Raw genomic sequence first — 14035 nt, forward strand, 5'->3', positions numbered from 1 at the left:
CTCTCTTTTACATATCTTCTCTTTTTTCTAATTGAACACGCTCTAGACGTGGGTTTGGACGATATTTACGACCAGCTTTCGCTTCTGGTTTTCCATTTAATTCTACGTTATCACCAGTAAAGCCAATATTCATTTTTAATAAGCTACTTCCTACTCCGTATATATCAACAGGTACGTTTTGAGCTTCAAATTCACGAATACGCTTCTCATCAAATCCACCAGTTACAACGATGTCTACATGCTGGAATCCTTCTTCATCAAGTGCTTTACGAAGTGCGAATACAAGCGATGGGTTTACACCACGTGGATCGAATGTTCCAAGTACTTCTGGGTGGCGAATGAAGTATTGATCAATCATCGTGCGCGACGTATCTACACGTACACCTTTTAATGTTGATCCAAATTCACGCGCTACGCGAAGTGCATCTGTAATGACATCATTGTTGTAATCAATTAATACAACTAATTCATCTTCTGGGAATTTCTTATGATATGCTTTTGCCGCTTCCACAACATCACCATTAAACATTTGAATTAATGCGTGAGGCATTGTCCCCATACCACTTCTGCCCCACCATTCATTCATCGCATGCGTCGCTTGTGCGCTCATACCTCCGATGTATGCTGCATAACCGTCACCAGCTTGTTGCGTATAATGATCGTCACGATCTCCCATGAAAATAACTGGTTTTTCTTTATCTACACTACGTGCAGCTTGGACAACGTTATATACGTTTGTCGCAACTGATGTACGACGGGCTAAAATCCCATCAATGACACCTTCTAAAAATCCGAAATTTTCATAAGGACCATGAATTGTTAACACTGTTTCAAACGGACTAATATTATCGCCATCTTTTAAAGAGTTAATTTCAAGTTCCTCAGGATTTTTTGCGAATGTTTGTAGCAATGCAATCACTTCATCTGTTCCGCAAAGAACTGCATTTTCCTTTTGGAAAAATTGCATCGTCACAACACTTTTCGGGCGAAATTCTTCAATGATTTCTCTAGTCTTTAAAAAGTAAACGGCAGAGAACCAACCTTCTCCAACACGTTCGTCAAATTTAAATGTTCTATTTGTTAGTCTATTTATTTCACCTTTTAATTTTAATTCAATTTCTTTCATGTCGCTTTACTCCCTACTTTACTATCCAACATTTTCTATTAGTATACAGCAAAACCGTTTCCTATACATTTGTTTCCTGCATAGCAGCGAATTCATCCTCAGAAATAAGGACATCTCTCGGTTTCGTTCCTCTTCCTTCAGAAATAATCCCTTGCGATTCCATCTCTTCAATGAGACGTGCCGCGCGATTATAACCGATGCGGAATTTTCGCTGTACAGAAGATGTGGACGCTCCCCCTTGTTCTACAACAAATTGACATGCATCAAAGAACAATTCGTCTTCCGACTCAGCTTGTTCTGTTTTCGCTAATAAATCCTCTTGCTTAAATAAGTAGTTCGGCTTCATTTGCTTTCTCACATGATCAACTGTTTTCTCAATCTCATCATCCGATACATATACACCTTGTACACGAACCGGTTTAGACGTACCGTTTCCTAAGAATAACATATCACCACGACCAAGTAATTTCTCCGCGCCCCCAATATCGATAATCGTACGCGAATCAACTTGGGATGATACTGTAAACGCAATACGCGTTGGAATGTTTGATTTAATTAAACCTGTAATAACGTCTACAGATGGTCTCTGCGTCGCAACTAATAAGTGAATACCACAAGCACGAGCTTTTTGTGCAATACGACAAATCGCTTCCTCAACATCACCAGGAGCAACCATCATTAAGTCGGCTAACTCGTCAATGACAATAACGATATAAGGTAATGTCTCTCCTGGAATTTCTCGCCCACTTACAATCGTATTATAACGAGTTAAATCACGAGCACCCGCGTGCGCAAACAATTCATAACGACGCTCCATTTCTTCAACTGCCCACTTTAAAGCCGCTGTCGCTGCTTTTACATCCGTAATAACAGGTGCTACAAGATGTGGAACAGAATTGTATGGTGCAAGCTCAACCATCTTCGGATCGATTAACATTAACTTCACTTCATGCGGTTTCGCTTTATATAAAATGCTCGTTAAAATTGCGTTAATACACACACTTTTACCAGATCCCGTTGCACCCGCAATAAGTCCATGTGGCATTTTTCGAATATCCGTTACAATTGGATCGCCTGAAATATCAAGTCCTAGCGCAACTGTAAGCGGTGATTCGCTCTTTGTAAACACAGGACTTCGTAAAATTTCACGAAGGAATACTGGCTTACTTTCTTTATTTGGAACTTCGATTCCAATCGCACTCTTCCCTGGAATCGGTGCTTCAATACGAATATCTTTCGCTGCTAAACTCAGTTTAATATCATCACTTAAGTTTGTAATTTTATTTACTTTCACACCTGGGTCTGGCTGTACTTCAAAACGAGTTACCGCTGGACCTTGCGATACGTTAATAACATGTGCACCAACGTGGAAATTATTAAATGTTGTATCTAATAATTCTTTCTGTTCATCCAACCATTCCGTATTATCTAACGCTGCCTGCTGCGGAATTGACAACAATGTTAATGGCGGAATTGCATATGTCGGTGGTGTTTGCAATACATTTCGCATATCGTTCTCTCTTTGATTTACAACATATGCTTTCTCTTGTACTTCCGTACTCGAAGTTGGCTTTTGTACTTGCTCTGCCACTACCTGTTGCATTGGTCTCTCTTCCACTTGTGGTTCCACTGCCACTTGTTGCACTGGTGTTTCTTCTACCACTACTTGCTGCATTGGCCTCTCTTCCACTTGTGGTTCCACTGCCACTTGTTGCATTGGTGTTTCTTCCACTTGTGGTTCTACCACTACTTGCTGCATTGGTCTCTCTTCCACTCGTGGTTCTACTGCCACTTGTTGCATTGGTGTTTCTTCCATTTGCGGTTCCACCACTACTTGCTGCATTGGTTTCTCTTCTACTTGTTGGACAGGCTTATGCTCTACTCGTTCGCTCATAGAAGATTGCATTGCATTTACTCTAGCCGCATGTCTTTCCATTAATCGCGTTCTGTCTTGTTTCAACATAACAACATTAAATGGTACATGACGCTTTTTCTCACGTTTTGGTTCTTCTTTTTGTACAATTGGTTGTTCTTCCGCAATCGGTGCTTCTTCTACAACTGGCTGCTCTTCCGCAATCGGTGCTTCTTCTACAACTGGCTGCTCTTCCGCAATCGGTGCTTCTTCTACAACTTGTTGTTCTTCCACAATCGGCGCTTCTTCTACAACTCGTTGTTCTTCTGCAATTAAAACATCCGCAAAGCTTTGAACATCTTTCTTCGCTTGTTCTTCAGCCTCTGCAACATGTATGAATTCATTCGTTTGTTCAATTGCTTCATTTAAAACCATTTCTTGCTGTGTTTCCTCAAGTGCTACAGGTTCTGCTTCTTCTGGCGCTTCCGTTTCCGTAATTACTTCCACTTCTTCTAGCTCTTCTGCTTCTGCAATTACTTCCACTTCTTCTAGCTCTTCTGCTTCTGCAATTACTTCCACTTCTTCTAGCTCTTCTGCTTCTGCAATTACTTCCACTTCTTCTAACTCTTCTGTTTCCGCAATTACTTCCACTTCTTCTAACTCTTCTGTTTCCGCAATTACTTCCACTTCTTCTAACTCTTCTGTTTCCGCAATTACTTCCACTTCTTCTAGCTCTTCTGCTTCTGCAATTACTTCCACTTCTTCTGGCGCTTCTGTTTCTGCAATTACTTCCACTTCTTCTGACTCTTCTGTTTCCGCAATTACTTCCGCTTCTTCTGACTCTTCTGTTTCCGCAATTACTTCCGCTTCTTCTGACTCTTCTGCTTCCGCAATTACTTCCGCTTCTTCTGACTCTTCTGCTTCCGCAATTACTTCCGCTTCTTCCGACTCTTCTGTTTCCGCGATTACTTCCACTTCTTCTGACTCTTCCGCTTCTGCAATTACTTCCACTTCTTCTAGCTCTTCTGCTTCTGCAATTACTTCCACTTCTTCTGGCGCTTCTGTTTCTGCAATTACTTCCACTTCTTCTGACTCTTCCGCTTCTGCAATTACTTCTACTTCTTCTGGCGCTTCTGCTTCCGCAATTACTTCCACTTCTTCTGACTCTTCCGCTTCTGCAATTACTTCTACTTCTTCTGGTATTTCCACGATGATTGTTTCTTCAAGTTTTTCTTCTGCTTTGACAATCACTGATTCTTCCGGTGCTTGTTTTTCTACTTCAATAGTAGGTTGTTCTATTTCTGTATTACGTTTAGTTTCTTCTGATAATATTGTATCCTCGTGCTCTACTTTAGAATCTACTAATTCCGTTTGTAGAATGTTTTGGGCCACTACATCACTTTCTTGCTTAGCATCTTCCATACGCTCAGCAATTGTTTGATGAGGTACTTCACCCGCTGGAACTGCCTGCTGTGCACTAATTTCTTGAACCACTTCTTTTTCTTCTACTATAGGCTCTTGGCTTTCAATTTCATAACCGTTTTTCTCTAGCCATCGATCGACAACTGACTTTTCTTCCTTTTTATTTTGTTGATCTCGCTGATCAATGCCTTCATGACTGGAAGAATTCGTTGCTTGTCCTTCTGAGAAATCAGATAATGTATATCCTTTTTTCTCTAACCATGCATCAACGACTGATTTGCCCTCTACAGATATTTCAAGATCTTCTCTTTCCTTTTTTTCCTCCTGCTTTTCTACCTTTTTCTCTACAGAAGGACGATTATATCCGTAAATTGGCGAGATCATTTCTGTTGGACGAAATGGTCTACGGTTACTTTCTTGCGAAGGTGCAGATGCTTTCTTTACGACAGGCTCTCTCTCCGGTTCATATTGTACTTCCGGCTCTTCATATGTAGAAACTACCTTTTCCACATACTGTCGTCTACTTCTTTCCACTTTGACCCCTCTTTGAGTAGGCTGATTTTCATATGTTACAACTTGAACAGGTTGTTCTTCAAAATGCCCTGTTGCTATAACATCCTCTTCATCGAACCCATTATCCGGTACTAATGGAAAACGGCATTTACCTGCATTCCGACTTGCCATTTGTGCTTCTCTTGCTTCAGTGTAGTGGTTTACACGAGGGATCTTCGGCTGACTTTCGATTTGCTTTGGTACTTCTTTATTTATCGCTGTTTGTTCTTCCTCTTTGTTAAACAGCTTTTTCATCCAATCTAACATGCTTACCACTCTTTCTACTAAATAGTAACATCCTTTATTGTATCAGCATTCGGCAAAAAGTGCAGGTAAAATTAAGCATGTCATATTTATCCATAACATTCTAATTTACGAGTGTTTTCATATGGAAAAACGCAGCCTTCCATGTAAGACTGCGTTTAAGCTTTACTCTTCCGATACTCATCTACACTATCCGTTACACTTTGCAATAAAGAATTTACATACTGTGGGTCAGATAATTTTTTATCTTCTTCAGGATTTGACATAAACCCAAGTTCTAATAGTACACCAGGTACTTTGGCCCAATTAAATCCAGAAAGATCCTCCCTGAATTTAATTCCATTTACTTTCACTTGCTGATTCTCTCTCATTTTATTTACAATCGTTTGAGAGATTTGAAGACTTTCAGCATAAATCTCTTTCGTATATGGACTTCCTTCTGCCGGCGTTAATACAGCAAATCCACTTTGATTCGAATTTTCAGAACCATCTGCATGAAGACGCAAAAACAAATTCGCCTTATGGTCATTCGCAAATGTTGCGCGTTCTTTATTACTTATATCCACATTTTGTGACGTTCTCGTCATTAATATTTGTATTCCCTTTGCTTCTAACTTTTCTTTTAATACGAAAGCCATTTCTAATACAAGAACAGCCTCTCTTTTTTTCGTCACAACACCAGTTGTACCATCTGTCACTTTATATTTTTGCGTCGTTGCTCCTGGCCCAATCGGTTCTAAATTTAAATTCGCTTTTTGTTGATGCCCTGGATCAATAACAACAAGAAACTTTCCTTGTTTTTCATTACTCTCTACTTTTTGTTCATTATTTTGCAGCGGTTGCTCTGTTGGCTGCACTGGCGTAGCTTCCTCTTTCTTTTCCTCGGCTGGCACTTCCTCCTGCTTATGCTCCACTTGCTCATTTGTTTGAACTGCTTGTGGTTCTTCTTTCTTTTCTTGTTCTTCTTGCTGCTTTTCTACCGGTGCGTCTTCCTTGTTATCTTTGTTTGTTTCCTTCATAGAAGATGTTACTTCTTTTTTCGGCTCTTCTTGCGAACAGCCTCCCATATATATTCCAATGAATGCAATCATGCTCATTATTTTTATATACTTCATGTTTTTCTCCCGTCACTTTGCACCGGTCTCAAAGTTTTTCTTATAATTGTTTTATAATCTCATCCATATTCCCAATATGAACGGGTTGCCACGCTTCTGTACCACGCTCTGCAGTATAAACTAGATAAGCATCATCAGCCACATTTACGAAAACTGGATCCCCCATATCTGTTTCATATCCAATAACAATCCATTCTTCTTGCCATTTACCACTGTCTTCACTTATTAATGAATTTTTATGTTTATCATATCGGTAACCGATTTGTCCTTTTTCTAATTCATTTTCGCTAAACACATATATTTCATAAGAACCTAGTTCGATATCTTGCTGTTTTGAAGTTTCAATTCGTTTCAGAAGTTCCGCGATTTTTAGTTGTTGTTTCATACGTATATCCCCTTCTATTTTTCTAAATTTTAACTAGTTTGTTTATAAAATACAATATAGTTTTTGAGAAAAAAGGTGACATCCTTATAATATGAACGATTTTTTGAATATATCTGTCACAACTCGCAATATATCAACGATTCAACAGAAAAGAGAGGCTGTCCAAAAGGACAACCTCTCTTTTCTTACATCAATTAAAATTTGAACTCTTGTCCAACTTCAAAGCTATCTTCTAATACTAGAATACCTTTTTCTTGTGGAGCATCTGGAAGCTCTAATTCACGTGCTGAGCAAATCATTCCAGAAGAAGGAACACCGCGAAGTTCAGCTGGTTTAATTAGCATACCGCTTGGCATTACAGCGCCAATTTTTGCAACGACAACTTTTTGTCCTGCATCAACGTTCGGTGCGCCACATACGATTTGTAATGTTTCTGTACCGATTTCTACTTTACAAATGTTTAACTTATCAGCATTTGGATGCTTCTCTTTTTCAGCTACATAGCCTACAACAAATTTTGGAGAAAGATCTGCTTCTACTGTTTCTTCAAAGCCGTTCTTCGCTAAAATTCCGTTGATTTTTTCTACAAATTCTTTCGTTAATGTTAGGTTACCTGTTTCTTTTACTTCTAAGTAAGAAGACGCATTAAAGATGTTGAATCCTGCTGTTACATTGCTTTCACGATCGTATACGCGTGCAACATCTCCTTTGCAATCAAAAGTACGGTTCTCTAAAGTAATATCTTGTAAGGCAACAATTAGAGTGTCACCAATTCCTTCAAGGTTGTAAAAAACGTTCACTTCGTTCATCCTTTCTCTTTTCCATCTGTCTTCTTCCGATTTTTCGCTAAAATAAAGATTGGTTCAAAGTCCCCATCTTCATATACGAATGAAAGTGATGTAATCGGAACATGCCCTTCGGCAAAAAATTTCATTGTCATTTGTGCAATAATATCATAACCGATTTCGTTGACGATATCAGCAATAATTAATACATCTTGGTGAGGAACAGCAACAACCATGTCACCAGAAATCTTTTCACGCATCGATTGTAGTAACGATTCGTTTAAAATACGCGTCGCATCATACCCATCATTTGTGTTTAAAAAGTAGAATGTATTCCCTGCTACTGTTTCTTGTTTAAATTCATAACCTAATGAGCGAGCGTTGAATAATGCCATTTCACGCACTTGTTGCTCTGTAAGTTCTAATTTTTGTAATAGACGCTCATCAATGAGTCGATACGTTTTATTCGAATCTAGCGCATAGTAAATACGTGTTTCCGCCGTATGATCCGTCATAATAAACGGATTTCCTTCTTCTGCTTGTTTCGGGAAAGAAGTAGAGCGAATAACAGGTAAAATTTTCGCTGCGCTATTTTCTTCTTTATGCATCGCAATTAACGCTTCTTGTACGTAATAGGCAACCTCTTCAATTGCTTTTTCTTTATTCACTTCCCATTTTGCCACAACTCCTGGAAGCGATACGTTAATACCTTTTTTCGAGTCTTTCTGTTCTATACGTAGAACTTCTTTCTCGCTATCATACTGAAAGTCCCATTCTGGGCGAGATAATTTCTTCATTAACTCGTCTTTCATCTTTTTACTTGTCATCTTCATCTCTTTTTCCTCCCTTCCAAAAAAATAACCTCCCCCGCGAAGGTAGAGGTTGTTTTACAATTCAATTGGCAAATTGCCTTATTTTAAACCTTCAATAAACTCTTCGATTTGTTCTTGTGTTTTACGATCTTTGTTTACATAGCGACCTGTTTCTTCACCCTTATTGTACGCTACAAAGCTCGGAATGCCAAATACGTCTAATTTTACGCATAGATCAATAAACTCATCACGATCTACATAGTAAAATGAGAAATCACTATATTTCTCTTCTACTTCTGGCATAAATGGGTCTACAAAACGGCAGTCTGGGCACCATTCTGCTGAGAACATAAAGACTACATTCTCTTCATTTTTCAATTGTTGGAATTGCTCCATGCTTTCTAATGATTTCATCTATATTTCCTCCTCTAACGAGTGCATTTTTCATGTTATAATCTTTCTTTTATACTACCATACATCGCGTATGGTGCAAGGTTTATGCTTGCTTTTCATCATACTTATATTGCCCAACAAGCAACTTAACAACGTGTACAAATAATTCCGTGCGGTCGACATAATCATCTGTAAAAATACCGATCGCACCTTCGTGACTACGAATATCTTTTCTCTGTACAAACTCTTCCATCACTTCACTTAACTCCTTGCCCTCTTCAAGAGGTGCTAAAAAATCATCTGGTAACGTAATACGTGCACCGCCTGCAACAAATATTTTACCGGTATTTGTTGCTAGCGCGCCCCAGTTACACATAAATAAACCGTGCTCCGTTTTCATTACGCCGCCTTCTAATCCAATACCAATTTGAGCTTCTCCTTCTTGTAGCGCTCGCTTCGCTCTATTAACCGCTCCTTTCATCGTCTCTTCATCTGTAAACGGCTGGTTTGCTACCCCTGAAGGAACAGAAAGAGCTGTAATTGTAACATCACTCCAAACCTTCTCCACAGCACCAACTTTCGTTTTATTCTTCGATCCAACTACTACTTTCATTTCTTTCACCTCTATATACATTCATCATCTTACCTTAATCAAATTACTCTTTATACATGGGAGCACGGCCACCATACATCGCTAGGGCATCTCTCCCACCTAAAAAAAGAAAGGCTCTTCAGCCCTTCTTCTCTACGCGTTATTCTTAATTGTCTCTAACGTCGTTTTATCCGTTGCTCTTACAAGCTTCGTAATGAGTTCTTTTGCTGCCGCATAATCATCAACATGTAAAATAGAAGCATGTGTATGAATGTAACGTGCGCAAACACCAATTACTGCTGATGGGATACCTGAGTTACTTGTATGTACACGGCCCGCATCTGTACCACCTTGTGAAATAAAGTATTGGTACGGAATGTTGTGTGTTTCTGCTGTATCTAAAATGAATTCGCGCATTCCTCTATGCGTTACCATCGTACGATCATAAATACGAAGAAGAGCACCTTTTCCTAATTGACCGAACTGCGTTTTATCACCAGATGCATCGTTTGCTGGACTTGCATCAAGCGCATAGAAAATGTCTGGTTGAATCATATTTGCAGCAGTTTGTGCACCGCGAAGACCAACTTCTTCTTGTACAGTCGCACCAGAGTATAATGTGTTTGGTAATGTTTCGTCTTTTAATTCTTTTAATAATTCGATTGCAAGGCCACATCCGTAACGGTTGTCCCAAGCTTTCGCCATAATTTTCTTTTCGTTTGCCATCGGTGTAAACGGACAGATTGGCACGATTTGTTGTCCTGGTTTTACACCAATCTCAATCGCATCTTCGTAGCTATCTGCACCTATATCAATTAACATATTTTTTATATCCATCGGTTTTGCACGTTGCGCGTCACTTAATAAATGAGGAGGAATAGAACCAACAACCCCAATAACAGGACCATTCTTCGTCATAACTTGTACACGTTGCGCTAATAACACTTGACTCCACCAGCCGCCTAACGTTTGAAAACGAATCATACCGTTTTTCGTAATTTGCGTAACCATGAAACCTACTTCATCCATATGACCTGCTACAAGAACACGTGGGCCAGTTTCGTCCCCTTTTTTCAGACCAAATACGCTACCTAAACCGTCTTGCACAATTTCATCCGCATATTTGCTTAATTCTTGCTTCATAAAACGGCGTACATCATGTTCGAAACCTGATGCACCTTGTAATTCTGTTAACGTACGAAATAATTGTAATGTCTCTTTATTCACGAAGTCCCCTTCTTTCAAACCTTAGTAGAATACCTCTTTTATTGTAACGAAATTTTCGAAATGTTTCTAGTTTCTTCTTTTTTAACTGTATTTGCTTTATAATTATTATTGGTACACTATTTTTATTTTATAGAATTGAGGTGAATATATGAGCTGGAAAGGTTTAGTAGCAGGTCTTGGCGTTGGGTTCGCAGCTGGTTATCTTGTTGCAAACAAAGTACAAGAACAATCCCATATTTCTTCAGAAAAAGCATTGAAAATGGTGAAACAAGCATTAAGTCATAAAGGTGAAATTACTGGCTCTTGGGTACATATGGTTCCAGAGACATTTGAAAAATATGATGTCGCATACGAAGTTTATCGTGGCGGTCTTACAACAATGTTAGATGATATACAAGAACGATTTGAATTTTTAGTTGATGCTAAAACAGGTACTGTTTTAGAGGTTATAGCAGCATAAAAAGGAGGGTTCCCATTAGGTGAACCTCTTATTTTTTAATTGCGGATATTGATTAAATTTATATCAGCGATTTTTCGAATATATTGACTTACCAACAAAAGCCAACAACGGAAAAGGAGGCTGCTGGAACAACCTCCTCTTTTTATGCTTCTATACTCGTTTTCCGCTCTATCTTTTCTACAATATGTCCTTCCTCATTCCATTTTACTGCACGGTAATATGCGTCATGATAAAACGTAAACCAAGCATCGTTTTCAGCGCCGTACTTCATCCACTTTTGCTTATTTTCAATCGATGTCATCGGATAATCGTCGTAGGCCATCACCCATAGTACATTTTGATGTGCGTGCGTCGGCAATAGATCTGCTAAATGAAGCATCGTTTCACCTTTGCTTTCTAAAGCAATAACTGCATGTCCATCACTATGACCACCTGTATGCGCCATTTTTATTTCATCCGTAATTTCTATTTCTTGCTGGAATGTAACAACTTGATCTACAATCGGCTCCCAATTTTCCTTCCAATATGTATTGCGCGACCTGATATTTGGGTTCCTCATTTCATTCCATTCTGTTTCGCTTACGTAAACTTTCGCATTCGGAAACGATGGTACAAGGTGATCACCTTCCCATTTCGTTAAACCAGATGCATGATCAAAATGCAGGTGTGTCATTAAGACGTACTGAATATCTTCAGGTTTTAAATCTAGTTTTTCTAATGATTTATAAACCGCTGACTCTTCTGTTACACCTTGATTTCGCTTCATCTTCTCATTCAATTTACCGTTTCCTATTCCGGAATCAATGAGCATATTACCGTCTTTCGTTTGCAAAAGTAACGGATCTGTTCGTAAATAAATATGATTTGTATCATTATGTTTATATTTACGTGACCAAAGTACTTTCGGTACAACACCAAACATTGCTCCTCCATCTAAATGTGTGTTCCCGCCTTTTAGCCACGTCACTTTTATATCTCCAATTTGTAACTGTTCCATTTTTCATCCCCCTTTCCTTTCAATATTAACATAAAATTCCGATTATTTTAGTTACAAAAAACCTATGCATTACTGCATAGGCTCTGTGCGATATTTTGCTTCAACTCGGTAAATACGATGACCTTTACTTGAGAATTTCTCTTCGTATTCTGTCATAATGTTTCCTTCATAATCACTATTATGAAGATCTAGGCTCAGGTAAGTTAATAACATACCATACTCAGCCATACTCATTAGAGAGTATTCAAATAAACCTTGGTTATCTGTTTTGAAATGAATTTCTCCGCCTTCTACTAACACTTCTTCATAATTGCGTAAAAATGTTTTATACGTTAAACGACGCTTCGTATGACGATTCTTCGGCCATGGATCTGAGAAGTTTAAATAAACGCGGTCAATCTCACCTTTTGCAAAGAAAACTGTTAAATCTTCAGCATCTTTATTAATTAACTTTAAGTTCGGTACTTCTTCTTCAATTAATTTATCAAGTGCATCTACAACAACACTTGTGAATTTTTCAATTCCAATATAATTAATATGTGGGTTTGCTTTTGCCATATCATACATAAAGCGGCCACGACCTGTACCTACTTCAATATGAATTGGTTGTTCATTTCCAAATACTTCTTTCCAGTTACCAGCGCGCTCCTCTGGGTTTCCGATTACGATATGTGAATACTCATTAATTCGATCCATTGCATATGGTTTATGTCTTAAACGCATAGATGTCTCCCTCTCTTTACATAGCTATTTTAAAGGAATAATTCCTTCTCTCTGTTTTAATCAATCTCCCAAACAAAAAACCAAGTACGTACGAGCACTCGGTCCGTTTCTTTCAAGTATAAGATGTACCATTTTGATAAAAACTACATACAGCATTAAACATTCCATGACGAAACAGCTTTTTCTCGTACATTTGAAGAGAAAAACAATCGAAAGGATGATCCGTTCATGCCAATTAATCAACAACATCAATTAGAAGTGCTGAAAGATATTTTAGTCAATCATCAAAGTGATTGTTGCGGGACAGTTTCTGAATGCGAGCAATTAGAGCGTCTCATTCAATCGTTACTCGCAAACGATAGTATAAGTAGTGACGCTAAAACAATGCTAAACGATGTATATTCTTATAGTCAATCGGGTAAATCTTCCTCTAATTTGGACAACCACATTTCCAATAATCAAGAACAACTTACTCAGTGGATTGCTGGAATGGACAATTTTTCTTAAGTATTACTCTGAAGCAAGTAGTTGCTGTAAATATTGATGCCAATATTCAGCTTCTGCTTGCTGTTTTTTTGTTGTGTGCCATTGCATAGACAAAATCGTTTGTGCTATTACATACCATCTCATACGCCTAAGCAGCGATTCATCCATTTCAATATCATAATATTCGAGCCACTCGCTCCATTCATGGCGCGGAATGTACCAATATAATAACATACCGAGGTCTAGAGCTGGGTCAGCAATTACGGCTCCATCCCAATCAATTAAAAACAACTCATCTTCATCCGACAATAGCCAGTTGTTATGGTTCACATCACAATGGCATACAACGAATTCATTGTATTCAATATCTTTTAATGAATCCATTAAATATTGAAGGCCTTGCTGAATTGTTTCATCATCCCTTATATCTCCTCTTAAAACAAGTTGCAGTTGTTGTAATAACTCTTGTGCGTGAAGCGGCTGCTTCCCAAGTCTTTGAATCATCTGTACAAGTGCTTTAGAGGAGTGTATTTTCTTCAAAAGTTTCGCAACACGTTCTAGTTTCATATCCTCTGGCTCTAGCTTCTGTCCCGGAAGCCATTTTTGAGCAGAAATTACATCACCGTTCGTTACCCTTCTTGTCCAAAGTAATTTTGGAACAATTCCTTCTGCTGACAATACCGCTAAAAAGGGCGATGTATTCCGCTTTAAAAATAACTTCTGTTGTCCGTTTTGCGCAATATACGCATCGCCCGTTACTCCACCAGCCGGTACAAGACTCCACTCTTTTCCTAATAATTGTTCCAACCATTCCATATTCATTACCCGTTAACAAATCCTTATC

Annotated in this window: 14 protein-coding genes; 2 read left to right on the top strand and 12 right to left on the bottom strand. The window is 38.6% G+C overall.

The window, feature by feature from the left end:
• Positions 1-7 precede the first annotated feature (7 nt).
• From FS802_RS23415 to FS802_RS23455, 9 genes are all read right to left on the bottom strand, one after another.
• Positions 8-1126: a nicotinate phosphoribosyltransferase gene (locus tag FS802_RS23415; protein WP_000658380.1), complete on the bottom strand. Its 1119-nt coding sequence runs from the start codon at positions 1124-1126 to the stop codon at positions 8-10.
• Between the two features lie 61 nt (positions 1127-1187).
• Positions 1188-5219 carry a DNA translocase FtsK gene (locus FS802_RS23420; RefSeq protein WP_144525509.1) on the bottom strand — a complete coding sequence of 1344 codons (4032 nt, stop codon included), beginning with the start codon at positions 5217-5219 and terminating at the stop codon, positions 1188-1190.
• Positions 5220-5374: 155 nt separating this feature from the next.
• Positions 5375-6331, bottom strand: a complete 957-nt coding sequence (locus tag FS802_RS23425; RefSeq protein ID WP_098655231.1) for an N-acetylmuramoyl-L-alanine amidase — start codon at positions 6329-6331, stop codon at positions 5375-5377.
• A 40-nt stretch (positions 6332-6371) separates the two neighbouring features.
• Complete coding sequence (locus tag FS802_RS23430; protein ID WP_000813286.1) at positions 6372-6716, bottom strand: hypothetical protein; 345 nt, start codon at positions 6714-6716, stop codon at positions 6372-6374.
• A 194-nt stretch (positions 6717-6910) separates the two neighbouring features.
• Positions 6911-7525 carry a YtpR family tRNA-binding protein gene (ytpR, locus tag FS802_RS23435; RefSeq protein ID WP_144525511.1) on the bottom strand — a complete coding sequence of 205 codons (615 nt, stop codon included), beginning with the start codon at positions 7523-7525 and terminating at the stop codon, positions 6911-6913.
• Positions 7522-8334 carry a DUF1444 domain-containing protein gene (locus FS802_RS23440; protein WP_000784602.1) on the bottom strand — a complete coding sequence of 271 codons (813 nt, stop codon included), beginning with the start codon at positions 8332-8334 and terminating at the stop codon, positions 7522-7524. Before FS802_RS23440 ends, ytpR begins: the two co-directional genes overlap by 4 nt.
• Positions 8335-8412: 78 nt before the next feature.
• On the bottom strand, positions 8413-8727 hold the full coding sequence (locus FS802_RS23445) for a thioredoxin family protein (RefSeq protein ID WP_000838193.1): 315 nt from the start codon (positions 8725-8727) through the stop codon (positions 8413-8415).
• Positions 8728-8809: 82 nt separating this feature from the next.
• Complete coding sequence (locus tag FS802_RS23450) at positions 8810-9319, bottom strand: DUF84 family protein (protein ID WP_098655243.1); 510 nt, start codon at positions 9317-9319, stop codon at positions 8810-8812.
• Between the two features lie 132 nt (positions 9320-9451).
• The gene (locus FS802_RS23455; RefSeq protein ID WP_002096267.1) at positions 9452-10525 is read right to left on the bottom strand and encodes a M42 family metallopeptidase; all 1074 of its coding nucleotides are present in this window, start codon (positions 10523-10525) and stop codon (positions 9452-9454) included.
• A 148-nt stretch (positions 10526-10673) separates the two neighbouring features.
• On the opposite strand from FS802_RS23455, the gene FS802_RS23460 reads away from it, so the two are divergent.
• Entirely contained in the window at positions 10674-10985 is a 312-nt protein-coding gene (locus FS802_RS23460; RefSeq protein ID WP_000118541.1) for a PepSY domain-containing protein, read from the top strand.
• A 142-nt stretch (positions 10986-11127) separates the two neighbouring features.
• On the opposite strand, the gene FS802_RS23465 is transcribed toward FS802_RS23460, so the two are convergent.
• Both FS802_RS23465 and trmB read right to left on the bottom strand, forming a co-directional pair.
• On the bottom strand, positions 11128-11982 hold the full coding sequence (locus tag FS802_RS23465; protein ID WP_000436842.1) for a YtnP family quorum-quenching lactonase: 855 nt from the start codon (positions 11980-11982) through the stop codon (positions 11128-11130).
• Between the two features lie 69 nt (positions 11983-12051).
• On the bottom strand, positions 12052-12705 hold the full coding sequence (gene trmB / locus FS802_RS23470) for a tRNA (guanosine(46)-N7)-methyltransferase TrmB (RefSeq protein WP_001239384.1): 654 nt from the start codon (positions 12703-12705) through the stop codon (positions 12052-12054).
• Positions 12706-12933: 228 nt separating this feature from the next.
• Here trmB and FS802_RS23475 point away from each other — a divergent pair, with 228 nt between their 5' ends.
• Positions 12934-13212, top strand: a complete 279-nt coding sequence (locus tag FS802_RS23475) for a YtzH-like family protein (protein ID WP_001122237.1) — start codon at positions 12934-12936, stop codon at positions 13210-13212.
• A 3-nt stretch (positions 13213-13215) separates the two neighbouring features.
• On the opposite strand, the gene FS802_RS23480 is transcribed toward FS802_RS23475, so the two are convergent.
• The gene (locus FS802_RS23480) at positions 13216-14013 is read right to left on the bottom strand and encodes a phosphotransferase family protein (RefSeq protein WP_002096266.1); all 798 of its coding nucleotides are present in this window, start codon (positions 14011-14013) and stop codon (positions 13216-13218) included.
• Between the last annotated feature and the right edge of the window lie 22 nt (positions 14014-14035).

This window comes from Bacillus sp. DE0042, from assembly GCF_007680225.1.
Lineage (GTDB): Bacteria > Bacillota > Bacilli > Bacillales > Bacillaceae_G > Bacillus_A > Bacillus_A wiedmannii.